A 26,289-nucleotide genomic window follows, 5' to 3' on the forward strand; every position below is an offset into this window, starting at 1 on the left:
ATGAAGACAAACGAACTGGCGGTGAATTGCCGCCAGTTCCATGCCCCCGGGCATCTTGCAATACAGCCCTCAGACCGCATCTGGGTCTGAGAAAGAGAGGTTTTCATGTCCGGTCATCCTGTTTTGCCTGCGGAACCCATCACCCTGCCGCTGCTGCCGCTGCGCGATGTGGTCGTGTTCCCGCATATGGTGATCCCGCTCTTCGTGGGTCGCCCCAAGTCCATCAAGGCCCTCGAGGCCGCGATGGAAGCAGGTCGCCAGATCATGCTGGTGGCCCAGAAGGCTGCCGGCAAGGACGAGCCCAAGTCGGACGATATGTTCGAAGTCGGTTGCGTCTCCAGCATCCTGCAAATGCTCAAGCTGCCCGACGGCACGGTGAAGGTGCTGGTCGAAGGCCTGCAGCGCGCCACCACCACCTCGATCACCGACGGTGAAGAGCATTTCGTGGCCGAGGTGCTGCCCATCCCGCCCGAGACCGATCCCAAGCCCGAGGTCGAGGCCCTGCGCCGCGCGGTCACGCAGCAGTTCGACCAATACGTCAAGCTGAACAAGAAGATCCCGCCCGAGATCCTGACCTCGATCGGCGGCATCGACGACGCCGGTCGCCTGGCCGACACCATCGCCGCCCACTTGCCGCTCAAGCTTGACGCCAAGCAGTCGGTGCTGGACCTGGCCGAGGTCAGCAAGCGCCTGGAAACCCTGCTCGATCTGCTCGAGCATGAGGTCGACATCCTGCAGGTGGAAAAGCGCATCCGTGGCCGCGTCAAGCGCCAGATGGAGAAGAGCCAGCGTGAGTACTACCTGAACGAGCAGGTCAAGGCCATTCAGAAGGAACTCGGCGACGGCGAAGAAGGTGCCGATCTGGAGGAGCTGGACAAGAAGATCCAGGCCGCCCGCATGCCCAAGGAAGCGCGCAAGAAGGCCGACGCCGAGCTGAAGAAGCTCAAGCTGATGTCGCCCATGTCGGCCGAGGCCACGGTGGTGCGCAACTACATCGAGACCTTGGTCAATCTGCCCTGGAGCAAGAAGACCAAGATCAAGTTCGATCTGTCCAATGCCGTCGACGTGCTGAACGAAGACCATTACGGCCTGGACAAGGTCAAGGACCGCATCGTCGAGTACCTCGCCGTGCAACAGCGCGTGGACAAGGTCAAGGCGCCCATCCTGTGCCTGGTCGGCCCTCCGGGTGTCGGCAAGACCTCGCTGGGTCAATCGGTGGCGCGTGCCACCGGCCGCAAGTTCGTGCGCATGGCACTGGGTGGCGTACGGGATGAAGCCGAAATCCGCGGCCACCGCCGCACCTACATCGGCTCCATGCCGGGCAAGGTGCTGCAGAGCCTGTCCAAGGTCGGCACGCGCAACCCGCTTTTCCTGCTCGACGAGATCGACAAGCTGGGCATGGACTTCCGCGGTGATCCGTCTTCGGCCCTGCTCGAAGTGCTGGACCCGGAGCAGAACCACACCTTCGGTGACCACTACGTCGAGGTCGACTTCGACCTGTCCGATGTGATGTTCATCGCCACCTCCAACTCGATGAACATCCCGCCGGCGCTGTTGGACCGGATGGAAGTGATCCGCCTCTCGGGTTACACCGAGGACGAGAAGGTCAACATCGCCCAGCGCTATCTGCTGCCCAAGCAGAGTAAGAACAATGGCGTCAAGGACGAGGAGATGGAAGTCACCGAGTCCGCCATTCGCGGCATCATCCGCTACTACACCCGTGAAGCCGGTGTGCGTTCGTTGGAGCGCGAAGTCTCCAAGATCTGCCGCAAGGTGGTGAAGGGCCTGACGCTCAAGACCATCGAGGGCAAGGCGGTGGTGACCGAGGACAACCTCCACGACTTCCTGGGCGTGCGCAAGTACGACTTCGGCCGCGCCGAGAAGAAGAACCAGGTCGGCCAGGTGGTCGGACTGGCCTGGACCGAGGTGGGCGGCGATCTGCTGACCATCGAAGCCACGGCCATGCCGGGCAAGGGCAACATCATCCGCACCGGTTCGCTGGGCGATGTGATGAAGGAATCCGTCGAGGCGGCGCGTACGGTGGTGCGTTCACGCGCCCGCCTGCTGGGCATCAAGGACGAGCTGTTCGAGAAGCGCGATGTGCACGTCCACGTGCCCGACGGCGCCACGCCCAAGGACGGCCCGAGCGCGGGTGCCGCCATGACCACGGCCTTTGTCTCGGCCCTGACGGGCATCCCGGTGCGTGCCGATGTGGCGATGACCGGTGAGATCACCTTGCGCGGTGAAGTCACAGCCATCGGCGGCCTGAAGGAGAAGCTGCTGGCGGCTCATCGTGGCGGCATCAAGACCGTGATGATCCCGGAAGAGAACGTCAAGGACTTGCAAGACATCCCCGAGAACGTGAAGAACCAGCTCGAAATCGTGCCGGTGCGTTGGATCGATCGGGTGCTGGAAGTGGCGCTGGAATCCATGCCTGTGCCGTTGCCCGATGACGAGCCGGCGGCTGCGGCCAAGACCGAGCCGGTGGTGGCCGCGCCTGCGGCCACGCACTGACGCTGCGAAGTCGTCTCCCCGCTCGTTCCTCCGAATCTGGCAGGGGGCTTGCAGAACAGCAAAAATCTGGTTTAGAATCTGCGCTTCGACAGGTTGCCGAGGCAGCTGGAAACAGCAAAATCAGCAAGGTGTTGAAGTAGCAAGCGATGCGGGTGTAGCTCAGTTGGTAGAGCGCAACCTTGCCAAGGTTGAGGTCACGAGTTCGAGCCTCGTTACCCGCTCCAGAAATACAAGAATCCACTCATGTTTGCATGAGATGATTCGCAAAAAGGGAGGCCCCGGCTTCCCTTTTTTAATCAGCTGAAATCTCGGTTTCTGCTGATTAAAGGAAGAAGAGTTTGGCGCGATAGCAAAGCGGTTATGCCCCGGATTGCAAATCCGGTTAGTCCAGTTCGACTCTGGATCGCGCCTCCAAAATTTGATGTGCATATGCGGGTGTAGCTCAGTTGGTAGAGCGCAACCTTGCCAAGGTTGAGGTCACGAGTTCGAGCCTCGTTACCCGCTCCAAACAGGCGATTGGCCGGTGTTTGAAGAAACTGCTTCATGCAGAGACTAAGAAACCAGGCGCCGTTGGAATTGAAGAAGGGAAGCCTGATGGCTTCCCTTTTTGTTTTGCGCCGTGAATTCAGCATTGCAGACATGGCGCTATGGACGCCCGGTGTTCAATGACCTGCGCAACGGAGGCCGGCGGTGGCAGCTGGGCCTGAACAGAGTTCGCGTCAATTCAAAAATCTCGCGAGAAGGCTTGCGAGAAGCAAAATATTCGGTATAGAATGCAAGACTTCGCTGATGACGCATTTGATGATTCAAGTGCAAAAACAGCGAAGCGAAAACAAGATGGACACAGTGTCATCAGTTCGGAAGCTGGTTTGCTCGGCAAGCTGGTGGAAGAAAACGATGCGGGTGTAGCTCAGTTGGTAGAGCGCAACCTTGCCAAGGTTGAGGTCACGAGTTCGAGCCTCGTTACCCGCTCCAAATTTGTTTTCACAACCCTACCAACGGGTTTGCTGCCGGTGCGGAGTAGATTCGAAAAATGCGGGTGTAGCTCAGTTGGTAGAGCGCAACCTTGCCAAGGTTGAGGTCACGAGTTCGAGCCTCGTTACCCGCTCCAGATCTGCAAAAGGGAAGCCAGCGGCTTCCCTTTTTGCATTCCACAGTCGCCGTGCATTCGCGTCAGCAGACGCAGCGATAATGCGCGACCTGACCGCCGCCCGGGTGGTGAAATTGGTAGACGCAGCGGACTTAAAATCCGCCGACCTCACGGTCGTACGGGTTCAAGTCCCGTCCTGGGCACCAGCAGCGCGCCAGCGTTTCAGGTGAAGGCTGCCAGCAAGCGCTCCAGCGCCACGGTGAAAGGCGTTTGCATCAGCGGCAGGGTGGCGACCATGCCGATCAGCCCAATGCTCACGGTTAGCGGGAAGCCGACCGAGAACACGCCGATCTGCGGCGCCACGCGCGAGATCACACCCAGCACCAGGTTCACAAACATCAGCATGGTGATCAGCGGCAAGGCGATCCACAGGCCGATGCGGAAGATCTCGGCGCCCCAGACCTGAGGCTTGGCCACGCGCAAGAAGTGGAAGGGCTCATCACCGACCGGGAAGACCTGAAAGCTCTGGATCAAGGCATTGATCAGCAGCAGATGGCCGTTGATGGCGATGAACAGAAAGGCCACCATGCTGCCGAAAAAGCGCGCGCTGGCCGTGCCCTGGCTGCCCGTGGCGGGATCGAAAAAGCCAGCGTAGTTCAGGCCCATCTGCAGGCCGATCAATTCGCCCGCGAACTCCAGCGAGGCGAACACCAAGCGAACCGCAAACCCCATGGACAGGCCGATCAGCATCTGCTGAGCCAGTAGCAGCAAGAGCATGGGCAAGGAGTCCAGCGGCGCCAGTGGCATGACCGGCAGCGAGGGCTGGGCCGCCAGCGAGATGAAGAGCGCCAGGCCGACCTTGACCCGCGCCGGCACATTGCGCTGGCTGAACACCGGCATGCCGGCAAACAGCGCCAGGGTGCGGACGAAGGGCCACAGCAGCGGGTTCAACCACGCCAGCAGCTGCGCCTCCGTGACGGAAAACATCAGCTGACCACTTGCGGAATGGTTTTCAGTGTGCGCTGGATGTATTCGACCAGGGTGGTCACCATCCAGGGCCCGGTGATGGATAGCACCAGCACGGCCGCCAGCACCTTGGGCACAAAGCTCAAGGTCGATTCATTGATCTGCGTGGCGGCCTGGAACACGCTGACCAGCACCCCGACGGCGAGCACGGTCAGCAGCACCGGCGCCGACACCAGCATCAGGACATAGAGGCCTTGCTGGCCGAAGGTGAAGACTTGTTGTGCGTCCATGAGTTGAGGGCTCCGGGGCTTCAGGTGACGAACGATGCGGCCAGTGAGCCGAGCAAGAGGTTCCAGCCATCGGCCAGAACGAAGAGCATGAGCTTGAAGGGCAGGGCCACCAGCACCGGTGACAACATCATCATGCCCAGGCTCATCAGCACGCTGCTGACGATCATGTCGATCACCAGGAAGGGGATGAAGATCAGGAAGGCGATCTGGAAGGCGCTCTTCAGCTCGCTGGTCACAAAGGCCGGCACCAGCACCTTGAAGGGCACATCCTCGGCCTTGACGCTGTCATCGAGCTTGGCCAGACGCGCAAACAGCGAGACATCGGCCTGGCGGGTCTGTTTGAGCATGAAGCTGCGCATCGGCGGCTCGGCCCGCTTGATGGCTTCCTCGAAGGGCAGGGCGCCGGTGCTGTACGGCTGCCAGGCTTCGGCGTAGACCTTGTCCAGCGTCGGGCTCATGACGAAGAAGGTCAGGAACAGCGACAGGCCGACGATCACCTGATTCGGCGGCGCGGCCTGGGTGCCCAGGGCCTGACGCATCAGCGAGAGCACGATGACGATGCGGGTGAAGCCCGTCATCATCAAGAGCACCGCGGGCAGAAAGCCCAGCGCCGTGAAGAACAGCAGGGTCTGGATGGGCACCGAGAAGCTGCCGCCATTGGCGCCCTGGCCCAGCAGCAAAGGGATTGTGGCCGGCGGGGTGCTGCTCTGGGCCCAGGCGCTGGCAGACAGCAGCAGACCGGTGCTCAGCAAGGCAGCTCGGCCCAGCCAGGCTTCAGCTCGCATCGCGGCCTCCGGCAGATTTGTCCTCGACATGGGCTGGCGTCTGGCCGCGCAGGCGCGCGCCCAGCTGCTGCGCGAAACTGCCGTTAGCAAAGGGCGCCAGGCCCGTGGCACTCGGGGCTTCGGCCTGCGGCGGCATCACATGCAAGGTGTTGATCTGCTGGCCCGTCACCCCCAGCACCAGCCAGCGGCGGTCGTCGCCCTGGCCGACTTCCACCGTCAGCAGGCGTTGATTGGGGGCGATGGGCAGTTGCGCGACCAGGCGCATGGCGCCGTGAGTCTGGCTGCCCGCGCCGCCCAGAGGCGTGCGCTTGAGCAGCCACAAGGCCAAGGGAATCAGGCACAGAATGGCCAGAAACCAGAGCAGGGGCAGCAGGGGTGAGGAGTTCATGGGCCCGATTGTGGGCCAAGCCAGGGCGGCGATGCGCCCTGAAGTGCCGGGTCTTGCCCCGGGAACTCAGGCTTTTGCGTGCAGGGGCGCTCCAGCCTTGCGAACGAATCTCGCGATCAGGCCTTGGAGAGACGGCGCATGCGCTCCGAGGGTGTGACGATGTCGGTCAGGCGAATCCCGAACTTGTCGTTCACCACCACCACCTCGCCCTGTGCGATCAGGTAACCGTTCACCAGCACGTCCATCGGCTCACCCGCCAGGGCGTCCAGTTCCACCACCGAGCCCTGCGCCAGTTGCAGGATGTTCTTGATCGGAATGCGGGTGCGGCCCAGTTCCACGGTCAGCTGGACGGGGATGTCCAGGATCATGTTGATGTCGCCGCTGGGCAGATTGTTGGGCGAGGGCGAGAAATTGGCGAAGCTGGCCGGCGCGACCTGCTCGCTGGGCTGGGACACTTCTTCGGCCACTTCGGCCGGTTTGGATTCCGCCAGGGCCGCCGCCCATTCGGCGGCCATGGCGTCTTGTTCTTCGGCGGAGGGGGTATCAGGTGACATTGCGTGCTCCCAGCCAACCCTGGTCAGGGCTGGTCAGCATTTGTTCCACTTTGATCGCGTACTTGCCATTCGAGGTGCCGTAGTGGCAGTCGTAAATCGGCACGCCGTCGATCTTGGCCTTGATCATGGTTTCCAGGTCCAGCTCGATGAAGTCACCCGGCTTGAAGGCCAGCAATTGCTCCACCGTGGCCGGCGCCGTACCCAGCTCGGCCACCAGCTCCACCTGCGCGGCCTGGATCTGGTGCTTGAGCAGATTGACCCAGCGGCGGTCGGGCTCGGTGGAATCGCCCACTGTGGTCGAGTACAGCACGTCACGGATCGGCTCCAGCGTCGCGTAGGGGATGCAGAAGTAGACCGTGCCGCTGGTCTCGCCGATTTCCAGCGTGAACGAGGTCGACACCACGATCTCGCTGGGGGTGGCGATGTTGGCGAACTGGGGCTGCATTTCCGAGCGTTGGTATTCCAGCTCCAGCGGATAGATGCCTTTCCAGGCCTTGTGGTATTCGGCCGTGATGACCTCGACCAGGCGCAGGATCACGCGCTGCTCGGTGGCCGAGAAATCGCGGCCTTCGATGCGGGCGTGGAACTTGCCGATGCCACCGAACAGCGAGTCGATGACGGCGAACACCAAGGTCGGGTCGCAGACGATCAGACCCGAGCCGCGCAGCGGCTTGACCGAGACGATGTTGAAGTTGGTCGGCACCACGATCTCGCGCAGGAAGGCGCTGTACTTCTGCACCTTGATGCCGCCGATGGCCACTTCCGGGCTCTTGCGGATGAAGTTGAACAGGCCGACGCGGATGTTGCGCGCAAAACGTTCGTTGATGATTTCCATCGTGGGCATGCGCCCACGGACGATCCGTTCCTGGCTGGCCAGGTTGTAGTCGCGTATGCCACCAACCTGCTCCTCCTCGGCGTCGAGCTTCTGGCTCTCGCCGGTGATGCCCTGCAGTAGCGCATCAACTTCGTCTTGGGAGAGGATTTGCTGATTCATGGCGAATCACCGATCTGCTTCAACAGCGGGCTCACTGGACGATGAAGGTGGAGAACAACACCTGGGTGACCGGGCTGACCACGGCTGGCTTCTTCTTTTTCTTTTTCTTCTTCGGCGCGGCCTCTTCCTCGTGCTCGTCTTCGTCCTCGAGCTCGATGCCCATGGGGCGCACCGATTCACGCAAAACTTCGCGGGCCAGCTTTTCCTTGCCCTCGCGGCTCAGCAACTCGGCCGATGTTTTGTGTGAAAGAACCATCAGCACATTGCTGCGGATGGCGGGCAGGTAGGCCTTGATCTGATCGGCGGTCTTGGCGTCGATCACCTCCAGCGTGATGCCGACCTGGGCAAAGCGATCCACATCCTTGTCGGACAGATTGACGGTGAAGGGGTCCAGGGGCACGAACACCGGCGGTGTGCCTGGCTTGGGCGCAGCGTGGGCCGGGGCTTCCTGATGGGCGGCGGCTTCACCACCTTCCTCATCGTCCGCGGGCGGTTTCTTTTTCATCAGGAGCAAGGCGGCACCGCCGCCACCCAGAACCAGCACGAGCACGGCCGCGATGATGATGATCAGTTTTTTGTTGCCTCCGCCTTTGGGGGCATCGGCAGGCGCTGCGGCCGGTGTAGACATGAGGACTCCTGTGTACTTTCTTGCTCAAACAGCCGGCCACCACCGTGGCGCAGTCGCGCCCGGGCGCAGGGGCCAGGGTTCGGGTTGAAGCTGATTATTGATGCTGCTGTCCTGTCTCAAGGGGAGAAAAGGCCGACCGGCGCTCGTCATTTCAGGGCTGCCGAATGGGCTTGCATCTAGGCGTACAGATCGACCACGCCCTGGCTGCGTCGCGTGCCGCCGGCCGGGCCAGAGAGGCTGGCTTCGCTGCTGCTCACGCCCATCTCGAGTCGGTTGCCGCGGCCCTTGTGGCCGCGTCCGCTGTCGTCTCGTGCTTCGGTCTGGGCCGAGGGGTCCCGGGCTTGCTGGAACACGCCGCCGCCGCTCAGTGTCAGGCCGCTGTCGCGCAGGGCGGCTGCCAAGTCGGGCAGGCTTTGCTCCAGAATCTGGCGCGTCTCGGCATGCTCGGCGTGGAAGGAAATCTGTGCCTGCTGGCCTTCCAGCACGATTTGCACCTGCACCGGGCCCATCTCGGCCGGATTCAGGTGGAGCTGGGCTTCTTGCACGCCATCGGCGGCCAGCACACTGAGTCTCGCGCCCAGCTCGGGAGCGAAGGCCGGGGCATGCAGCGGCGACTGCAGATGCAACTGGGCGCTCTCGGCGCTGCCGCTGTTGGCCGGTGTTTGGGCGGTGGCGTCGGCGGCCTGGCCGCGGCTCAGCGCATCCAGGCCTGTGGCAGCCTGGGCTGCGGTCAAGGCGGCGGTGGCGGGGCTGTTTGCATCCGGATAGCCGCTGGCGCCTTGAAGCATGCGGGCGAAGCTGCTGCCTTCGCTGCCGGCCAAGGGCAGCGTGCCAGCCGCGCCTGTGGCGGCTGGGCTGGCGCCCGTGGCATTCAGGTCCTTGCCGAACACCTGAGCCTGGGCGCGGTCCACGGTGCTGGCGCGCCGGCTGCCGAGATCGCTGGCACCGGGGATGCTGTCGCGCCGCAGGCTGCGGCTGCCGTCCGGGCGGGCCGTTGTGGGGGTCGTGGTGGCGTCGAGTTCACCCATCTCGCCGGGCCGGCCGCCGCGAGCGGCCTCGATGGCGAGTGCGTCGGAATCGCTGTCTTCTGCTTTGTCCTCAGGTTGAGCCTGCTCGCGGCTCTGGCCGTTCCAGGCCTGCGTGTCGCTGCGCGGTGTGCTGGGCTCGGCCGTGGCTGGGGCTTTGGGGGCGGCAGCGGTGTCGCCGCTGCGTTCATCGGCTGTGGGCTTGCGGGTGCTGGCGCTGCTGCGATCGAGTTCGGCACCGCTGTCGCTGCCGCCCGCTTTGCTGGGCGGCTGTGCGCTCAAGGCCTGGCGCTCGGCCGCGCCCGCGGGTTTGGCGGCGGACTGATTCTGGGCGCGGCGTGCGGCCAGCTTCTGTTCCTGGCTTTGCGTTTCGCTGCGGCGTTCGGCCAGACGTTCGGCGCTGCGCTCGGGCGTGGCCGGGCGCAGATTGGCCGGGGATGTGCTTGGGGGCGTGGGCGCTGCTGCAGCCGCGACCGTGGGCTTGGGTGCGGCGGCGGCCACATCCAGCTTGTTCAACATCTGCTTGAACTGCAGGGCGGTTTCTTCGCTGCTGGCGCTGGGCGTGAAACGTGGGGCTGCGGCGCCAGACTGGCGCAGGGCGGCCGCGCGGGCGCTGTCCTGGGCGGCCAGCAGTTGGGCATTCAAAGGGCTGGACATGGGGGCACTCCTGGCTTGCGCGGCCGGCTCAGGCGCTCAGGCGCACAAAGGGATTGGCGCCGGCGTAGGCAGCGCGCGAGGCCTGCTCGTCGGTGGCCTTCTGTTCCTGGCGTTGCGCGCTGCGGCTGATTTCCAGACGGCGGCGCTCCAGCAGCTTGCGCACCGAGGCCACGCGCATTTCCAGCGCTTGCAGCTGTTCGCGTGCGTTTTGCACGCGCTGGTCGGCGAACTCGGCAATGTGGCTCTGGCTGGTGATGGCGTCGTTCAGGCGCATGCCGAAGTTCTGGTAGCAGCCGACGATGTCCATCGTGCCCTGGCGGGCGAACTGCTGGCTCCAGCGCAGCTGGTAGTCGTTGCGGTACTGGGCCAGATCGCCGTGCTGGGCGCGCGCGCGCTGGGCGCGGGCCTGGGCGTCTTGCAGCTGGCGCAGGCCCTCGTCACGTTCGGCCTCGGCCCGTTCGAGCAGGATGCTCAGGACCTGGAGATTGCTGGAACTGCTCATTTAGCGATCCTCGGTAGTGCGGCGAGGTCCGATGCGGACCTCTGGTGTATCGGCAGAATTCAGGCGTCCTTGATCACGGCCGACAGCTGGCGAACGCTGTCGGCCAGCAAGGCCGGGCTGTGCATGTCCTGCTGCAGCAGGCGGCTGATGTCGGGGTGCAGGCGCACGGCCAGGTCCAGTTCATGGTCATGTCCGGGCGCGTAGGCGCCCAGCTGGATCAGGTCGCGGGCCTTGTTGTATTTGGCGAGCAGCTGGCGGCAGCGGCGGGCGGCGTCGATATGGCTTTGCGGCGCCACATTGGTCATCACCCGCGAGATCGAGCGCTCGATGTCGATGGCCGGGTAATGGCCGGCCTCGGCCAGCTCGCGGCTCAGCACGATGTGGCCGTCCAGAATCCCGCGCGCCGCGTCGGCGATCGGGTCTTGCTGGTCGTCGCCTTCGCTGAGCACGGTGTAGAAGGCGGTGATCGAGCCTTCGCCCGGCAGGCCGTTGCCGCTGCGTTCCACCAGCTGGGGCAGCTTGGCGAAGCAGCTCGGCGGATAGCCCTTGGTGGCCGGCGGCTCGCCAATGGCCAGGGCGATCTCGCGTTGGGCCATGGCATAGCGGGTCAGCGAGTCCATCAGCAGCAGCACGTGCAGGCCTTGGTCGCGGAAGTTTTCGGCGATCGCCGTGGCGTAGTGCGCACCTTGCATGCGCACCAGAGGCGGGGCATCGGCCGGCGCGGCCACCACGACCGAGCGCTGCAGGCCTTCCTCGCCGAGGATGTCCTCGATGAATTCCTTCACTTCCCGGCCGCGTTCGCCGATCAGGCCGACGACGATGACATCGGCCTGCGTGTAGCGGGCCATCATGCCCAGCAGCACCGATTTGCCGACGCCGGTGCCGGCGAACAGGCCCAGGCGCTGGCCTCGGCCGACGGTCAGCATGGTGTTGATGGCGCGCACGCCGGTGTCCAGGGCGCTGCGCACCGGGTCGCGATCCATGGCATTGATGGGGCGGCGCACCATGGGCTCGGCATGGGTCATCTGCAGGGGGCCGCGGCGGTCCAGCGGATGGCCGTGCGAATCGACCACGCGGCCCAGCAGGCCCTGACCCATGGGCAGGTGCAGGCCGCGGTCTTCGTTGCGGCGCCAGGGGTGCAGGGGTTTGCCCAGCTGCGGGCCCATCAGGGGCAGGGCGCGCGGCACGACCATGGCGCCGCTGGACAAGCCCTGGATTTCATCGGTGGGCATCAGGTAGGCGCGGTCGCCCGAGAAGCCCACCACCTCAGCCTTGACCGGTCGCTGGCCGCGTTGCGGGTTGGCGCTGGAGCTGGGCATGTGGATCTCGCAGACCGAACCCACCGGCACCTTGACCCCCGTGGCTTCCAGCACCAGGCCGGCCACACGCACCAGCTTGCCTTGCGATTCCAGTGGCGTGCTGTTGCTGGCGAACTCCTGCAGATTGCTCAGGTACTGCAGCCAGCGGCCTTGGCGGCCAGCGGCTGGGCTGTCGTCCTGGGCTTCGTCGTCGGTGCGCTCGGCCTCGATCTCATCAGCCAGCGTTCCGTAGTACTGCTCCATCACAGGTCCTCCTGCGTGGGCTGGGTGGGCTCGGCATCGTTGCGGCCGCTGCGGCGGTCTTCCCACAGCGAGGCCTGGCCCATGGCCGCGGCGGCCTGCTGCCAGCGGGCGGCCAGGCTGGCGTCGACGCTGCTGATGTCGGAATCGACCCGGCAGCCGCCGCGCGGTACTTCGGGGTCGGGCAGGAGCTGGGCATCGCGCGCGCGCAGCTCCTCGCCGGCGCCTTCCTGCACCAGCGGGTAGTCGCTGGGATTGACGCGCACGCGCACATGGCGGGCCGAGAGCTGCAACGCTTCCACGGCATCGTGGGCCACCTTGGCGATGTGCTCCGGGCGCTGCGTGATCTCGCTGCGCACCACCTGGCGGGCCAGCTCCACGGCGCAGCGCGCCAGGCTGCGGGCCATCTCGTCCTCCAGGGCGCGGAAATCGGCGTCGAAGCTGCTCACCAGCTGGCCGATCTGGGCGCTCATCTGCTGGGCAAAGCTTTTCTTGAAGGCATCGAGCGCGGCCATGCCGTCGCGGTAGCCGTCCTGGTAGCCGGTTTGACGGGCGGCGTGCAGCAGCTCCTGCAGATCGGGTTCCGGCGGCGGTGCGGGCTCGGCCACCTCGGGCTGGGCGTTGGCCGGGGCCGGTGCGCTGATCGGTGCGCGCTGGGTGTTCACGGCACCGTGGAAGGCATCCGGGTTCCAGGCGGCAAAGCTCTGCACTTCTTCGCGCGGAATGAAGCGGCTGTAGCTGCTGGTGCGCGGCGGCGCCGACGGGTCACGCGGCGGCGGTGGCACTTGGCGGGGCGGGCGAGGGGTCATGACTCAATCGCCTCAAACGAATTGGTCGTCGCCGCCGCCCGCCAGCACGATGGTGCCTTCGTCCACCAGACGGCGCACGATCTTGAGCATTTCCTTCTGCTCGGCTTCCACCTCGGACAGGCGCACCGGGCCGCGCGATTCCAGGTCTTCGCGCAGGGTTTCGGCCGCGCGGCTCGACATATTGCGCAGGATCTTTTCGCGCAGCTCGGCGCTCGCGCCCTTGAGGGCCACCACCAGGGATTCGCTCTGCACTTCCTTGAGCACGGCCTGGATGCCTTTGTCGTCGATCTTGTCGAGATCGTCGAAGGTGAACATGTTGTCCATGATCTTCTGGGCCAGGTCGGCATCGGCTTCGCGGATGTAATCCAGCACCGAGGCTTCCACGCTGGAGCCCAGCATATTGATGATCTCGGCCGCGGTCTTGACGCCGCCGAGGTTGGATTTCTTCATGCGCTCGCCGCCGGCCAGCACCTGGCTCATGACCTCGTTCAGGTCCTTCAGCGCCATGGGCTGGATGCCGTCCAGGGTGGCGATGCGTACCAGCACCTCGTTGCGCTGACGCTCGGTGAAGACCTTGAGCACCGAGCTGGTCTGGTCAAAGTCCAGATGGGCCAGGATGGCGGCAATGATCTGCGGGTGTTCGTTGCGCAGCAGCTCGGCCACCGAGGCCGCGTCCATCCACTTCAGGCTTTCGATCGAGGACACATCGCTGCCTTGCAGGATGCGGTCGAGCAGCAGATTGGCCTTGTCTTCGCCCAGGGCCTTGCGCAGCACCTGACGCACGTATTCATCGGTGTCGGAGACCAGGGTGCTCTGGGTTTCGGCCACGGCGTCGAAGCGGGTCAGCACCTGCTCGACCTTGTCACGGCCCACGACCTTGAGCTTGGCAATGGTCTCGCCCAGCTTCTGCACCTCTTTCGGGGCCAGATGCTTGAAGACTTCCGACGCTTCCTCCTCGCCGAGAGACATCAGCAAGATGGCAGCGTCTTCGATTCCTTTGTCATCCATGGTCGGGCTCGTTGGTCAATGTGGCGGGGGAGACGCGCGGCCGGTCCGGCTCACTCGACCTCACCGTTGATCCAGTTGCGCATGATGTTGGCCACGGCAATCGGGTTCTCGCGAGCCAGTGCGCGGGCACGCTCAAGTTTTTCGTTAGCCACCGGGCCGCTCAGGGCGGGCAGGCCGCCGTCGGCGCCCAGGGCGGGCAGTTCGTTCTCGTCGTCGACCACGGCGTTGAGCTGCGAGGCGGTGTCGCTGGCTTCCGGCGGTGGCGGGTTGGCGGCCTTGATGGCCGGGCGCACCATGCCGAACACGGCAATCAGGGCCACCAGCACCAAGGCCAGTGGCACGGCAGCGCTGCGCAGCAGGTCCAGCACAAAGGGCTGCTTCCACAGCGGCAGTTCCACTTCTTCTTGCTTGTCTTGCAGGAAGGGCGCGCTGATGATCTTGAGCGAGTCACCACGCTCCTGGTTGAAGCCCATGGTCTCCTTGACCAGAGCGGTCAGCTTGTCCAGCTCTTCCTGCGGAACCGGGATGTTGGCAACCTTGGACTTGGGGTCGGTGTTGGGGCGGTGGTTGATGACCACGGCCGCATTCAGTCGGCGCACATTGCCGGTGGCGTTGCGCACCACGCGCACGGTCTTGTCGAGCTCGTAGTTGGTGATGGAGTCGCGCTTGGTGCTGTTGCTGGGCGAACCGCCGGCGGCCTGCAGTGGCGCAGCTTCGCCTTCGATGGGTGCGGTGGCCGGGGCTTGCGGCTGGTTGGCGGCGGCACCGGGCACGCCGGTCGGTGGCGCGGGCGTGCCGTTGACGGACTCGTTGGTCTGGGCGCTGCGCACCGCGGCGGTGGCGCCTTGGCCTCGATTGGGCTTGTACTCTTCGGCCGTGCTCTCGATCTGCGAAAAGTCGACATCGGCCGTCACCGTGGCGCGCAGATTGCCGCGGCCCACCACTGGCTCCAGCAGCTCATAAATGCGCTTGTTGAAGTTCGATTCGATTTGCTGCTTGTATTGCAGCTGTTGGCTGTCCAGGCCATTGCTGGCTTCCGGGCTGTTGGACAGCAGGGCTCCGGTCTGATCCAGCACGCTGACGGCCTTGGCCGACAGACCCGGCACGCTGGCCGAAACCAGGTGGACGATGCCGGCGATCTGGGCGCGGTCCAGCGAGCGGCCGCCGCGCAGGGTCAGCATGACCGAGGCGCTGGGCTTTTGCTGCTCGCGGAAGAAGCCGTTTTGCTCCGGCATGGCCAGGTGCACGCGGGCATCGGCCACATCGGCCAGGGCGGTGATGGTGCGGGTCAGTTCGCCTTCCAGGCCGCGCTGGAAGTTCAGCCGTTCGTTGAACTGGGTCTGGCCGATGGAGCTCTTGTCCATCAGCTCGAAGCCCACGCTGCTGCCCTTGGGCAGGCCGGCCGAGGCCAGCTTCATGCGCACGTCGTAAACCTGGGCCGCCGGCACGAGAATGGTGCCGCCGGGTTCGTGGCGGTAGGGCACGTTCAGCTGGGCCAGCTGGGCGATGACGGCGCCGCCGTCCTTGTCGGACAAGCCGGTGAACACCGGCCGGTAGTCGCCCTGGTTGGACCACAGGGTGATGGCCAGCACGGCGGCGGCCAGCATGGCCAGGCCGCCGCCCATCATCAGCTTGTTGCGCACCGGCAAGGCTGCAAGGCGGGCACCGAAGCTGGCAGGCTCGGGTGTCACCAAGGGCAGGGTGTTGGCGGCGGGGCTGAGGGCGTTGTCCATGAGTCGGGCCGGGCTGGAGGGCGGGTCTGTCGGTCTGAAAGTGAAGAGGCGGGTGCCAATCCGTGATGGTTTTCACGGCGGGCGACAGGCATTGCCGATGCATTGAATTATTCGGATTTGCCCCCTCAAGAAAGCCTGGAACAGGCCGAAGAACCGAGCGCAGTTCCCTCCTTCAGGCGGCGCGTCCGGGCCTACAGTTCCCTCCATCGCTCCGGCTCTGGCTTCGCCTTGGCCACGGGGCGTGGATGGAGTCCCTTGTCATGGAACTGAAGCTCAGACCTTTTGATTTCGCCCAGGCCACCGCGCGCGCTGGCCTGAACATCAATGGCGAGCCGCTGTCCAAGGCCAAGGCCACGGGCGGCGCCAGTTTTGGCGACGCCATGGCCCAGGCCATGCAAGGCGTGAGTCGCTCGCAGAACGAGGCCTCACGCTTGCAGCGCGAGGTGCAGCTGGACAACCCGACCGTCAGCCTGGAAGAGACCATGGTGGCCATGCAGAAGGCCCAGATCGGTTTCCAAGCCACCTTGCAGGTCCGCAACCGCCTGGTGTCCGCCTATTCGGAAATCATGAACATGCAGGTCTGACGGGGTAGGGGGGGGCTGAGGCTCCGCCCGTCCCGCGGCATTCGATGCTGTTTCTTGCGCAAGGCTTCCCGCGTTGCGCTCCAGGCCCGAGGCCTTCAGCAGGGCGAGGCCGTCTGGGCTGCCGGCCCGCACACCTGCACCCGCCCCATGCTGTTGAGTTCTACGCGCAGGGCTTGGCCCTTGCCGGTGCTGAAGGCCGTGGCGCCATGTCGCGGCGCCTGGCCCAGGGCTGGCTCAAACTCGGCATCGACGGCTGAATCCATTCGCACATCGGGGTAGTCACGCCCCTTGCTACGGGTCAGTGTGCAGGCGGTGGCTCGCCCAGTGGCTGGATCGAAGGACTTGCTGCTGCCGGCCACCGTGGGGCCGCAGTCGCAGGGGTGGTCGCGGCTGATGCCCCAGCACCACTCTGGCCCGGCCTGAAAGCTCACGAACACCGGGCTGCGCTGGGACACGCTCATCTCCCGCGCGTTGCGCAGGTCCATCAGCAGGCTGTTGGCCGCGTCGCGCAGCTGCTGGCGCTGGATGAAGCTGCGGTAACTGGGCACGGCAACGGCCATCACCACGGCCAGCACGGCCATGACCACGGCCGCTTCGAGCAGGGTGAAGCCGCGGTGCATGTTCGGGCGGCTTTTGTGATTCATGGGGTGCCCTGGGCCTTGCGCAGCAGGCGTGCCATCTTCTGCGCCTGTTCCACATAGTGTTGCAGATCACGCTCGGCGAGTGGGTCGAGGTTCTCGAAGGTCAAGCCCAGCTGGCGGCTGCCGTCGGTTTGCGGGCGCACATGCTGCAGGCGCAGATCCACCATCAGGCGGGTGTGCCGGTCCAGCTCCACCCGCACGGCCTGCAGCAGCTGGCCGGTGGCCGGCGCGGCCGGCCCGGGCGGCAGCAGCAGGGCCAGGCCACCGAGGCTCAGGTCCAGCACGCGCAGGCTGAGGGTGATGGGGCTGGCCTCGTCGGCGCCGGGCACGCAGACATGGGCTTGCGGCGTGCGGCTGGTCGGGCGCACGCGAAAGGCCTGGCGGCGCTGAAAGCGGTAGAGCTGCTGAGGCAGATTGGCGCGCAGCAGATCATCCTGGCTGGCTTGCGGGCCGGCTTGCAAAAGCATCAGCCCCTCCAGATCGAACTGCAGGCGGATCTGGTCCAGATAGGCCACGGCTGTCAGCTCCTGGGCGCCCAGCAGGTTCGGCAGCGGGCTGGCGGCTGCGGGCCGGTCCAGCAGCAGTCGGCCCTTGTCGGCATCGAGTTCGCAGACTCGGGTGGAGAGGCTGAGGCCCTCCGGTGTGCTGAGGATCAGCGGGGTCTGCTCCTGCTGCAGGCGCTGCAGCAGACCGAGAATCTCGACCGGGGACTGGATACGAAAATCGCCCGAGTCGGCAGAGGCAGCCGAGTCGGGCGAGGTGGAGGGAGGCGGAGTGGAGCTCATGCGGGAGGGGCGGTTTCGCCCGGGGGGTCTGGCAGGCTCCCGGGCGGCGCGTTGAAAGACCGTGGGCCGGTGTTCAGTGCAAGGTTTTGCTCTTGCCGGACAGCACCTGGTCCAGATCATCCAGCCAGGGTTCGGCCAGATGGCGGATCTCGGCGTCGTTGAGCAGGATGCGCTGCATGATGCGTGTCTTCAGCTTGTTCTCTTCGGGGGCCAGTTTTTCACCGGCAGCGGCATGCTTGAGCTGGGAGATCAGCAGCACGCAAGCGCCCTCGAGCTTGACGACTTCGTCCCAGTTGCCGGTGCGTGCGGCGGACAGCATATCGGCGCTGGCTTGCTCAATGGCTTCGTAGTAGCTCAGAAGTTGGGTGTTCATCACAATTTCCGCAAGAAACAAGTGTTAGATGGATCAGGCCGCGCGCTGCACTTCCGGCGACTGGCCGATGGCGGTCCAGGCGTCTCGTACCGGGGTGAGCAGGCGTTGGCACTCTTCGATCAGGGTTGCATCGCTGCGCAAATTGGCCTGAGTCAGGCGCATGCACAGGTAGGCGTAGAGGTCACCCAGGTCCTGGGCCAGCGGGCCGGCTTCCAGGTTCAGCGTGGCTTTGAGGCCCTCGTCCAGAATCCGAACCGCGCGGCACAGCGAGTTGTTCTTCAGCTCGGTGTTGTTGGTCTCGATGGCGACCAGGGCTTGATTCATGGCGGCAAAGATGCCGTCGAACAGCATGGCGACCAGACGGTGCGGGCTGGCGCTTTGAACATCGGTCTCCAGTCCGACCTTGCGGTACATCGAGGCGCGCTGTGTCCTGGATGCGAACGGAGAGGCTGCGTTGCCGTACATGGTGGGATTCTTTCCGGGGAAGCTCGTGTTGAATTGTTTTCGACCCCGGGGCGCTGAACTTGAGTGCTGGAAGACACCGCATCTGCCTGCAAACGCGGGCTTGAAGAAAGTGCGAATTTGTGCCGGCTGGACGGCGGTCGGCGCCGTGCTTTTGCATGCTTCACAAAGCAAACAAGCGGTGGCTTCTTGCGAAACCACCGCTTGCTCGGAGGGGATCAGACGCTGCAGCGCGCGTGCAGGGTCGAGGGGCCGCGGCCCTTACTTGTTCAGCAAAGCCATTTGCTGGCTGACATAGCTGGACAGGTTGTTGAGCTTGCCCATCTGCACATCGAGTGCGGTGTAGCGCGCGCGCAGCCGGGTCTCGGCCAGTGTGGCCTTTTCTTCCAGTTTGGTGCTTTGCAGAGCGTTGCCGTTGATGCGGTCCTGCAGGCCTTTTTGTCGCGTGCTCAGGCTGCCGTCAATGCCCAGGGCCTGGTCGGCGAACTTGCGCATGCGCTGCGCAATGCCGCTGTTCTCGGCGTTGCCGTTGTCCACGGCCATGAAGAGCTGCTTGAGGCTGTCCAGATCGGCCATGGATTTGTCCAGCTTGGTCGTGGTGACCTTGAGGCTGCCGTCGGCCACGGGGTCCAGGCCGATGTCGGCCAGGCGGCTGAACTTGCCACCCAGGGTGGTGGTGCCGCCGCTGACGCCTCGCATGGCCGATTGCACACTCAGCACCGAGCCTTCGCCTTGCAGGGTGCCGGCGGTTTTGTTGGCTTGGTCGTACTTGGTCTGGTCCTTCACCAGGGCCGCCAGGCTGCTGTAGGCGGTGGCGAAATCCGTGACGGCTTTCTTGATGGCCTCTTTGTCCGCCGAGATGGTCAGGTTGACGTCGGCGGTGGTGGGCTTGAGCAAGTTGATGGTCAGGCCGTCGATGGAGTCCTTGAGTGTGTTGGCTTCCGATTCAATGTCCAGCCCGTTGAGCTTGGCCAGGGCATTGCCGGCGGCCTGGTTCTGGGTGGCCTTGGAGGCGTCGGGCGTGCGCGGGTCGAAGGACAGCGCGTCCAGGCCTTGGCCGTCCAGCAGACCATCGCCATCGATCACACCGATGCGAAAGCCATTGCTGGCGCCGGTTTCGGTGGATCGCATGACCAGACGGGAACCGCCCTGATCGGTGACGATGGAGGCCGTGACGCCGGCCTTGGCGGCGTTGATCTTGTCGCGGATCTGGGCCAGGGTGTTGCCACCCTCGCTGATGTCGATGGTCACCGCGCTGCTGCCGGCCTTGGGGTCAAAGCTGGTCTGGTCGGCATTCCATTTGCCGAGCTCGATGGTGATGCTGCCTTGGCCGATTGGCCCGGTGGCGGGCTGGTAGCTGGTGGAGACCGACTGCGCCGTGGCCAGCCGGCTGACTGAGACGGCCACATTGCCTGCAGCGGCGCCTGGGCCCGGGGTGACGCTGACGCTGCTGGCGTCGCTGGAGGTGCCCAGGCCCGCGCCCCAGGTGTCGGGGTTGGTCAGCTTGGCCGCGGCATCGCGCAAGGCCGAGAGGCTGCTTTGCACCTTGCCATAGGCCGAGAGCTGTGTTTTCAAGCCGTCGGTGGCGGTCTTCAAGGTGGCGATCGGCTTCCGTTCCACCGAGACCAGCTTGGTGATCAGTGACTCGATGTCGAGGCCGCTGCCAATGCCGGCGGAGGTGATGCTTGCCATGATGGGACTCCCTGTGGCGTGCGAAAGATCCGCGTCCGAGTCTTGTGGTCCAAACGGCGACAGATCGCGGGGTCGAGACAAAAAAGGCCGATACGCAAAGGCGGTATCGGCCGAAGGTGCTCAAAACTTGAGAGAAACCGTGCGCGCGCTCGTCGGCACCAGGCCGGCGAGGCGGGGCCGATCAACCCTTCAGCAGACTCAGCACCTGCTGTGGCAGCTGGTTGGCCTGGGCCACCATGGCATTGCCAGCCTGTTGCAGGATCTGGGTGCGGCTGAGGTTGGAGGTTTCTGCCGCGTAGTCGGCATCCATGATGCGGCTGCGTGCGGCGCTTTGGTTTTCCACCGAAACCTGCAGGTTCGAGATCACGGCCTCGAAACGGTTCTGCGAGGCGCCCAGCGTGGCGCGCTGGCTGCTGACCGTGTTCAGGGCGATGTCGATGTTGTCGATGATGACCTTGATATCGGCTGTGGTCGAGGCATTGCCGATGGTGGCACCGGTGACTGCGGTGATGGTGGGGTCCACCGTCATGTCCGAGGTGGTCACCGTGATGGTGTCTTCCGCGCCGGTGTTGGGGCCGACCTGGAACTCCTGCGGGATCACCGCATCGGCGCCCAGGATCTTCTTGCCGTTGAAGGTGGTGCCCGCCAGCACGCGGCCGATTTCCAGAGCCAGCTCGCCGAATTCCTTGCCGATGGAATCCAGGTCGGTGGTGGTGTTGGTGGCGTTGCGGGACTGCACCGACAGCTCACGCATGCGTTGCAGCGTGTCGCCGACCTTGGACAGCGCGCCTTCAGCGGTCTGTGCCAGCGAGATGCCATCGTTGGCATTGCGGATGGCGACGTTCATGCCTCGGACCTGGGCATGCATGCGCTCGGCAATCGCCAGGCCTGCCGCATCGTCCTTGGCGGAATTGACTCGCATACCCGAGGACAGGCGCTGCATGGACACCCCGAGGGAGCCCTGCGACATGTTCAGATTGCGCTGCGCGTTCAGCGAGGCAATATTGGTATTGATGGTTTGCGGCATTTGAGCACTCCTACAGAATCCGGTAACTCCCGGCCAGGCCGGCGCGTCAATCCAAGTGTGGGGAGCCGGCCGAGCCGGCGCCTTCGCTTGTCAACTCGCCCGGTCTGTTCAAGCTTGGGCCTGGTGGGGCCGGGGGCTTGGGTCCGGACGTCGGGTGATGCTTTCCATGTTTCAACCCGATGGCCAAATTCTTGAGCAGTCTGTCGTGCCTCGAAAGCAGGAAAAGGCCGTGAAACCACGGCCATAAAAAAGCTCCGCGCCCTGGAGCAAGCCAGGGTGGCGGAGCGAGCGGAGAGTCTGTTGTCGGGGCCGGCGAGCCGGCCTTCGGTGGCGTTTCAGTCGAGCGGTGGCTCAGCCGCCACGCAGCAGCGACAGCACTTGCTGCGGCATCTGGTTGGCCTGCGACACCATCGCCGTGCCGGCCTGCTGCAGGATCTGCGCGCGGCTGAGGTTGGCGGTTTCCGAGGCGTAGTCGGCATCCATGATGCGGCTGCGCGAAGCGCTCTGGTTTTCCACCGACACCATCAGGTTGGAGATCACCGCTTCGAATCGGTTCTGCGCCGCACCCAAGGTGGCTCGTGTCGAGCTGACCGTGTTGATGGCCGTGTCGATGTTGTCGATGGTCGTCTTCAGATCGGCCACGGTCTTGGTGTTGTCGATCGCGTCACCGGTGACTGCCGTGATGTCGGTATCGGTGGTCAGATTGGTGGTGGTCACCGTCACCATATCGTTCACCGTCGTGTTGGCGCCGATCTGGAAGTCATTGGCCTTCGCACCTGCGCCGAGGATGGCGGTGCCGTTGAAGGTGGTGCCGGCCAGCACGCGCTGGATTTCCGAGCCCAGCTCGGCGAACTCCTTGCCGATGGAATCCAGGTCCGTGGTGGTGTTGGTGGCATTGCGGGCCTGCACCGCCAGCTCACGCATGCGCTGCAGGGAGTCACCCACTTTGGACAGCGCCCCTTCAGCGGTCTGCGCCAGCGAGATGCCATCGTTGGCATTGCGCACGGCGACGTTCATGCCGCGCACCTGGGCTTGCATGCGCTCGGCGATCGCCAGGCCGGCGGCGTCATCCTTGGAGGAATTGACGCGCATGCCCGAAGACAGGCGCTGCATGGAGGTGGCCAGAGAGAGCTGTGTGGTTGACGCGTTACGTTGTGCGTTCAACGAGCCAATATTGGTGTTGATGATGGAGGGCATTTTCAATCCTTTCGGTGTTCAAGACATCCCGGAAACCCGGTCTATACGGTCGATAACTTGGCCGCTTGCAAAGCGGCTTTGCCAGCAGCCAGGCAGCCGGGGCCGCCTGTTCTGCACCGTCCGCGTCCTGCCTGGTGCGGCGCCTCGCATGAGGCGTCTGCACAGGGCCGGCTGACCGGACCACGGTGTCCCTTGTTTCCTCGGGCCCGTTGGGAAAGTTATCGAGCAATGTCTTGAATCCCTTGAAGATTTTTTCTTGCCTTTTTTTGAAAAACAGCCCTTAAAAAAGACGCTGCCCCGCCGAGAGGGCAGCGTCAAGGGGCTTGTGCTGGAGGGGTGAGGGTCGCCGTTTCTGTGACGACGGGCGTACTCAGGGCCAGCGAGGCTGGCCCGGGGTCATCGAAGAAGCGACAGGACTTGCTGCGGCATCTGATTGGCTTGCGCAATCATGGCCGTGCCCGCCTGCTGCAGGATCTGCGAGCGGCTCAGATTGGCGGTTTCCGTCGCGTAGTCGGCGTCCAGAATGCGGCTTCGCGAAGCGCTCTGGTTTTCCACCGAGACCATCAGATTGGAGATCACGGCGTCGAAGCGGTTCTGGGCCGCGCCCAAGGTGGCGCGCTCGGAGCTGACCGTGTTGATGGCCGTGTCGATATTGTCGATCGTGGTCTTCAGGTCTGCAGCGGTTTTGGTGTTGTCGATCACATCGCTGGTGACGGCTGTGATGTCGGCGTTGCCACCCATATTGGTGGTGGTCACCGTGACCACGTCATTGGTTGTGGTGTTGGCGCCAATCTGGAAGGCCTTGGCCCCTGCGCCAGCACCGAGGATGGCCGTGCCATTGAAGGTGGTGCCGCCCAGCACCCGCTGGATTTCGGCGCCCAGTTCGGCGAACTCCTTGCCGATCGAGTCCAGGTCGGTGGTGGTGTTGGTGGCGTTACGGGCCTGCACACCCAGCTCGCGCATGCGTTGCAGAGAGTCGGCCACCTTGCCCAGCGCGCCTTCTGCGGTCTGCGCCAGCGAGATGCCGTCATTGGCATTGCGCACCGCGACGTTCATGCCGCGCACCTGGGCGCTCATGCGTTCCGCGATGGCCAGACCGGCGGCATCGTCCTTGGCAGAGTTGACACGCATGCCCGAAGACAAGCGCTGCATGGAGATGGAGAGAGAAGACTGTGACGTGGCAACGTTGCGTTGCGCGTTCAGAGAAGCAATATTGCTATTGATGATTGCGGGCATGATGCGCTCCTGTTTCAGCTACGAAGATTCCCGGCTCAGCGCCGACGTGTTGGCAAATGCCTTGCGGCATTTGTGACGTGGACGAAAGCCTTGTGACTCTTCCATCCACCCCGCCCGGCGCCAGTCAGCCTGTGAAGCCCTGCAATCCCTTGCGGGAGTGCTCAACCAGCGGCCTTGTTACCGGACCACGCGCCTGTTTCCAGACCCGTTGGAAGTGGTATCGGACAGCACCCGTCGGAACTTAAGTGCTGTTTGTCAAGAGGCTGGATCGCTCGATAAGCGGCTGGGTCCTGGCCTTGTTCTTCGGATCGCCTGGCGCCCGGAGCCTGCGGACCCCGAGGGCCGGATGCAGCAAGGGCTGAGAAAGCAGAGACAGGCGCAAACAACAAGTGAAGAGGGCCAGCGGCATGCGAGGGTGTCGTGCAGCTGTCGTGAGGCGCGTGTGCGAGCTGTGGCTGGGAAAGTCCTTTTCTTCGTGGATGTGCTGAACTGGAGGCATGCATGGCGCCGGGGCCGCGTGGGCAGCGGCTGGATGGTCCATCAAACCGCCAAGTACCCGGGTTGATGCATGAACTGCAGGTCTCGGTCTTCGATTGCTTCATGCCATCACTTCACAAGGTCAGCTGAAACAGGAGCAGAGCGGGATGGCATCGCGGCCGGTCGAGAGGAGCAATCTCGAATTCGGCCTCGCTCTGACTTGTTTTCGGCGGCGCCGGCTGCGCACAGGCTTGGAGTAAGGGCGCCAAGCCCGTGCTTTTCTCGCGAATCAGGCGTGCACGCCAACCTAAAGTCCACTCCATTGCGGTCGAAATGCGCGCCCCGCGCGTGCGCTTCCAAAGCCAGTACCAGCTCAAGGCCGCAGCACGCACAGCCCGACTGGCCACGGAATGACGTGGCCCGGGTCGGGTGGCTGGTCCGTAGTTTTTTGGATCGATCGGGAACGATGGTGCGCTGGACTCAGGCGCTGGCTGTGAATGGCATCAACACCTTTGGAGATTGAAATGCACACAACGACGCAAGCAAGCAAGAAGGCCGGCAAGCAAGGCCAGATCGAGTCGCAAGCCGCGCTCGCTCCGGCCCCGCAGGCGCAGCCGACCGAAATGGGCACCGAGGCGGCGCTTCTGCTGGCCCAGGCCCGCAATGCTGCCTTTGTCGAGGCCGCGCACGGCCGCTTGGGCCTGGGCATGTCCATGCTCAAGCAGGCGCTGGAGCAGACCCCGATGTCGCACGATCTGATGAGCGATCTGGCCGCCTTGCTGCTGAGCGCTGGCGAGCTGGCCCAGGCCGCGACCTACGCCAAGCGTGCGCTGGAATTGCACCCGCACCATGGCCCCAGCCTCTACACCCTGGGCTTCGCCTGCTCGGGCCTGGGCAAGACCCTGCAGGCCCAGAAGACCCTGCGCCATCTGCTGCGCCTGGAACCGCTGGCCATGGACAGCCTGTTGGACGAAGCCCCGGATCTGCTGCCGGTGGCCGAGGCCGAGCTGGCGCGTTTGAATTCCCTGCTCGGTCTGGGCGACTGAGCGTCGAGGATGACAGGGCGCGCGGCGTGACGCAGTTCACGCCCGCCCTGCGGGCCGGCCCTGGGACAGGGCAGCGCCCCGAAGCAGCGCCCTCGCGCTGGACGCGCTTGTAAGAGTTTGCCTGACAAGGTTCTGGGAAGAACCGGGACTCAAGAGCTGGATTTGGGCTGATGTTGCGGGGCTGATCGGGTCTTCACAATTCGTTTCACGTTGAGACGAATCGCAAACAGACCGGAGTCAGACCATGAACGCAGACCAAATCCTCGCCGAGATCCGTGAAGCCAATCTGAACTACCTGATGCTGGCGCAGAACCTGATCCGCACGGACCGCGAGCAGGCGCTGTACCGCCTGGGCATCTCGGAAGACACGGCCACCCTGATCTCGACGCTGAGCCCGGCGCAGCTGATGAAGATCTCCTCGGGCAACACCTTGCTGTGCCGCTTCCGCATGGACGACGACCTGGTCTGGGGCCTGCTGACCAGCCACAGCAAGACGGCGGCCAACGACGGCGTCGGCCGCCTGCACGCCAGCATCCTGATGGCGGGCCGGCACCAAGAAGCCGCCTGAATGTAGACCCCCGGCTGCGCGGGACCGCGCAGCCACCCCCCGAGGGGGTTCGGATCAAGGCCGGGCAGGGCCCGCCGCTGATTCGCTCCGCGGGGCGCTTGGGAGCGGCCCGGCGCTGCCCCGCAAACACCAACACCAAATTTCGAGAGACTCCATCATGCGCAACAAGAGCATCCTGACCGAAGCCCGCCAGATCGAACGTGCGGTGACCCTGATCAATCTGGGTGCGCGCCTGCAAGTGCTGGAGTCGGAGACGGACCTGTCCTACGAGCGACTGCTGCGCCTGTACAAGGAAGTCTCGGGCAAGAGCCCGAGCAAGGGCCAGCTGCCGTTCTCGACCGATTGGTTCATGACCTGGCAGCCCAACATCCACGCCTCGCTGTTCCTGAACGTGCACGAGTACCTGAACAAGGTGTCGGAGCTGGACGAGATCGACGCGGTGATCAAGGCCTACCAGCTCTACCAGGAGCAGACCCAGGCGCAAGGCCTGGAGGCCATGTTGTCCATCACCCGCGCCTGGCGCCTGGTGAAGTTCATCGACAACGGCATGCTGACCATGACCAAGTGCTCGAGCTGCGGCGGCCACTTCGTGACCCACCCGCATGAGATTGCCCGTCACTATGTCTGCGGCATGTGCAACCCGCCGGCCCGTGCGGGCAAGGGCCGCGCCCAGGGCGCGATCCAGATGCACTGAGCCGC

General features: G+C 64.5%; 27 protein-coding genes and 6 tRNA genes. 12 read left to right on the top strand and 21 right to left on the bottom strand.

The annotated features are described in order from the left end of the window. Positions 1-105: 105 nt before the first annotated feature. The 7 genes from lon to C1O66_RS19825 all read left to right on the top strand — a co-directional run bounded on the left by lon (position 106) and on the right by C1O66_RS19825 (position 3,810). Positions 106-2,514: an endopeptidase La gene (gene lon, locus C1O66_RS19795; RefSeq protein ID WP_102769772.1), complete on the top strand. Its 2,409-nt coding sequence runs from the start codon at positions 106-108 to the stop codon at positions 2,512-2,514. Between the two features lie 148 nt (positions 2,515-2,662). Next, positions 2,663-2,738 (top strand) — tRNA-Gly (locus C1O66_RS19800). Between the two features lie 116 nt (positions 2,739-2,854). Beyond that, positions 2,855-2,928 (top strand) — tRNA-Cys (locus tag C1O66_RS19805). A 17-nt stretch (positions 2,929-2,945) separates the two neighbouring features. Continuing rightward, a tRNA-Gly gene (locus C1O66_RS19810) sits at positions 2,946-3,021 on the top strand. A gap of 392 nt (positions 3,022-3,413) precedes the next feature. Then, positions 3,414-3,489, top strand: a tRNA-Gly gene (locus C1O66_RS19815). 60 nt (positions 3,490-3,549) lie between these two features. Then, positions 3,550-3,625: transfer RNA gene (locus tag C1O66_RS19820), tRNA-Gly, on the top strand. Positions 3,626-3,723: 98 nt separating this feature from the next. After that, positions 3,724-3,810 (top strand) — tRNA-Leu (locus C1O66_RS19825). 16 nt (positions 3,811-3,826) lie between these two features. Here the strand turns inward: C1O66_RS19825 and fliR are convergent. The 13 genes from fliR to fliF form a co-directional block, all read right to left on the bottom strand. Further along, positions 3,827-4,591 carry a flagellar biosynthetic protein FliR gene (fliR, locus tag C1O66_RS19830; RefSeq protein ID WP_102769773.1) on the bottom strand — a complete coding sequence of 255 codons (765 nt, stop codon included), beginning with the start codon at positions 4,589-4,591 and terminating at the stop codon, positions 3,827-3,829. After that, a complete protein-coding gene (fliQ, locus tag C1O66_RS19835) occupies positions 4,591-4,860 on the bottom strand; it encodes a flagellar biosynthesis protein FliQ (protein ID WP_102769774.1) in 270 nt (89 codons plus the stop codon). The genes fliR and fliQ overlap by 1 nt, the downstream gene beginning before the upstream one ends. 20 nt (positions 4,861-4,880) lie before the next feature. Further along, the gene (gene fliP, locus C1O66_RS19840; protein WP_102769775.1) at positions 4,881-5,645 is read right to left on the bottom strand and encodes a flagellar type III secretion system pore protein FliP; all 765 of its coding nucleotides are present in this window, start codon (positions 5,643-5,645) and stop codon (positions 4,881-4,883) included. After that, positions 5,635-6,033 carry a FliO/MopB family protein gene (locus C1O66_RS19845; protein ID WP_102769776.1) on the bottom strand — a complete coding sequence of 133 codons (399 nt, stop codon included), beginning with the start codon at positions 6,031-6,033 and terminating at the stop codon, positions 5,635-5,637. The genes fliP and C1O66_RS19845 overlap by 11 nt, the downstream gene beginning before the upstream one ends. A gap of 116 nt (positions 6,034-6,149) precedes the next feature. Beyond that, positions 6,150-6,587 carry a flagellar motor switch protein FliN gene (gene fliN, locus C1O66_RS19850; RefSeq protein WP_102769777.1) on the bottom strand — a complete coding sequence of 146 codons (438 nt, stop codon included), beginning with the start codon at positions 6,585-6,587 and terminating at the stop codon, positions 6,150-6,152. Then, positions 6,577-7,581: a flagellar motor switch protein FliM gene (gene fliM, locus C1O66_RS19855; RefSeq protein ID WP_102769778.1), complete on the bottom strand. Its 1,005-nt coding sequence runs from the start codon at positions 7,579-7,581 to the stop codon at positions 6,577-6,579. Before fliM ends, fliN begins: the two co-directional genes overlap by 11 nt. 31 nt (positions 7,582-7,612) lie before the next feature. Then, entirely contained in the window at positions 7,613-8,209 is a 597-nt protein-coding gene (locus C1O66_RS19860) for a flagellar basal body-associated FliL family protein (RefSeq protein ID WP_102769779.1), read from the bottom strand. Between the two features lie 176 nt (positions 8,210-8,385). Continuing rightward, a complete protein-coding gene (locus C1O66_RS19865) occupies positions 8,386-9,891 on the bottom strand; it encodes a flagellar hook-length control protein FliK (protein ID WP_102769780.1) in 1,506 nt (501 codons plus the stop codon). Between the two features lie 28 nt (positions 9,892-9,919). Next, positions 9,920-10,393 (bottom strand): flagellar export protein FliJ, encoded by a 474-nt coding sequence (gene fliJ / locus C1O66_RS19870; RefSeq protein ID WP_102769781.1) that lies wholly within the window; start codon positions 10,391-10,393, stop codon positions 9,920-9,922. A 59-nt stretch (positions 10,394-10,452) separates the two neighbouring features. Beyond that, a complete protein-coding gene (gene fliI / locus C1O66_RS19875; RefSeq protein WP_102769782.1) occupies positions 10,453-11,955 on the bottom strand; it encodes a flagellar protein export ATPase FliI in 1,503 nt (500 codons plus the stop codon). Next, entirely contained in the window at positions 11,955-12,761 is an 807-nt protein-coding gene (locus tag C1O66_RS19880) for a FliH/SctL family protein (RefSeq protein ID WP_102769783.1), read from the bottom strand. Before C1O66_RS19880 ends, fliI begins: the two co-directional genes overlap by 1 nt. A 12-nt stretch (positions 12,762-12,773) precedes the next feature. Continuing rightward, on the bottom strand, positions 12,774-13,769 hold the full coding sequence (fliG, locus tag C1O66_RS19885; RefSeq protein WP_102769784.1) for a flagellar motor switch protein FliG: 996 nt from the start codon (positions 13,767-13,769) through the stop codon (positions 12,774-12,776). Between the two features lie 50 nt (positions 13,770-13,819). Next, positions 13,820-15,502 (bottom strand): flagellar basal-body MS-ring/collar protein FliF, encoded by a 1,683-nt coding sequence (gene fliF, locus C1O66_RS19890; RefSeq protein ID WP_102769785.1) that lies wholly within the window; start codon positions 15,500-15,502, stop codon positions 13,820-13,822. 260 nt (positions 15,503-15,762) lie between these two features. Between fliF and fliE the strand changes: the two genes are divergently transcribed. After that, the gene (gene fliE, locus C1O66_RS19895; RefSeq protein ID WP_102769786.1) at positions 15,763-16,086 is read left to right on the top strand and encodes a flagellar hook-basal body complex protein FliE; all 324 of its coding nucleotides are present in this window, start codon (positions 15,763-15,765) and stop codon (positions 16,084-16,086) included. 95 nt (positions 16,087-16,181) lie between these two features. Here fliE and C1O66_RS19900 read toward each other — a convergent pair whose 3' ends face one another. The 8 genes from C1O66_RS19900 to C1O66_RS19935 all read right to left on the bottom strand — a co-directional run bounded on the left by C1O66_RS19900 (position 16,182) and on the right by C1O66_RS19935 (position 23,475). Beyond that, the gene (locus C1O66_RS19900; protein WP_102769787.1) at positions 16,182-16,730 is read right to left on the bottom strand and encodes a pilus assembly FimT family protein; all 549 of its coding nucleotides are present in this window, start codon (positions 16,728-16,730) and stop codon (positions 16,182-16,184) included. Beyond that, a complete protein-coding gene (locus C1O66_RS19905) occupies positions 16,727-17,512 on the bottom strand; it encodes a flagellar brake protein (RefSeq protein WP_165794710.1) in 786 nt (261 codons plus the stop codon). Before C1O66_RS19905 ends, C1O66_RS19900 begins: the two co-directional genes overlap by 4 nt. Positions 17,513-17,585: 73 nt before the next feature. After that, the gene (locus C1O66_RS19910) at positions 17,586-17,885 is read right to left on the bottom strand and encodes a flagellar protein FliT (protein WP_102769789.1); all 300 of its coding nucleotides are present in this window, start codon (positions 17,883-17,885) and stop codon (positions 17,586-17,588) included. Between the two features lie 33 nt (positions 17,886-17,918). Further along, a complete protein-coding gene (gene fliS / locus C1O66_RS19915) occupies positions 17,919-18,350 on the bottom strand; it encodes a flagellar export chaperone FliS (protein ID WP_102769790.1) in 432 nt (143 codons plus the stop codon). 258 nt (positions 18,351-18,608) lie between these two features. Beyond that, positions 18,609-20,039, bottom strand: coding sequence for a flagellar filament capping protein FliD (fliD, locus tag C1O66_RS19920; RefSeq protein ID WP_102769791.1), 1,431 nt, complete (start codon positions 20,037-20,039; stop codon positions 18,609-18,611). Between the two features lie 181 nt (positions 20,040-20,220). Continuing rightward, complete coding sequence (locus C1O66_RS19925) at positions 20,221-21,066, bottom strand: flagellin N-terminal helical domain-containing protein (protein ID WP_102769792.1); 846 nt, start codon at positions 21,064-21,066, stop codon at positions 20,221-20,223. Positions 21,067-21,417: 351 nt separating this feature from the next. Further along, positions 21,418-22,263 carry a flagellin N-terminal helical domain-containing protein gene (locus tag C1O66_RS19930; protein WP_102769793.1) on the bottom strand — a complete coding sequence of 282 codons (846 nt, stop codon included), beginning with the start codon at positions 22,261-22,263 and terminating at the stop codon, positions 21,418-21,420. A 396-nt stretch (positions 22,264-22,659) separates the two neighbouring features. Beyond that, complete coding sequence (locus C1O66_RS19935) at positions 22,660-23,475, bottom strand: flagellin N-terminal helical domain-containing protein (protein ID WP_243392938.1); 816 nt, start codon at positions 23,473-23,475, stop codon at positions 22,660-22,662. Between C1O66_RS19935 and C1O66_RS24515 the strand changes: the two genes are divergently transcribed. From C1O66_RS24515 to flhC, 4 genes are all read left to right on the top strand, one after another. Beyond that, positions 23,393-23,575 (top strand): hypothetical protein, encoded by a 183-nt coding sequence (locus tag C1O66_RS24515; protein WP_243392960.1) that lies wholly within the window; start codon positions 23,393-23,395, stop codon positions 23,573-23,575. The two genes, C1O66_RS19935 and C1O66_RS24515, sit on opposite strands and share 83 nt — an antisense overlap. A 925-nt stretch (positions 23,576-24,500) precedes the next feature. Beyond that, positions 24,501-25,022 carry a tetratricopeptide repeat protein gene (locus C1O66_RS19940; protein ID WP_102769795.1) on the top strand — a complete coding sequence of 174 codons (522 nt, stop codon included), beginning with the start codon at positions 24,501-24,503 and terminating at the stop codon, positions 25,020-25,022. A gap of 244 nt (positions 25,023-25,266) precedes the next feature. Then, on the top strand, positions 25,267-25,590 hold the full coding sequence (gene flhD / locus C1O66_RS19945) for a flagellar transcriptional regulator FlhD (protein ID WP_102769796.1): 324 nt from the start codon (positions 25,267-25,269) through the stop codon (positions 25,588-25,590). Between the two features lie 157 nt (positions 25,591-25,747). Further along, positions 25,748-26,284 (top strand): flagellar transcriptional regulator FlhC, encoded by a 537-nt coding sequence (flhC, locus tag C1O66_RS19950; RefSeq protein WP_102769797.1) that lies wholly within the window; start codon positions 25,748-25,750, stop codon positions 26,282-26,284. Positions 26,285-26,289 lie beyond the last annotated feature (5 nt).

It is taken from the genome of Paucibacter aquatile (genome assembly GCF_002885975.1).
Lineage (GTDB): Bacteria > Pseudomonadota > Gammaproteobacteria > Burkholderiales > Burkholderiaceae_C > Paucibacter_A > Paucibacter_A aquatilis.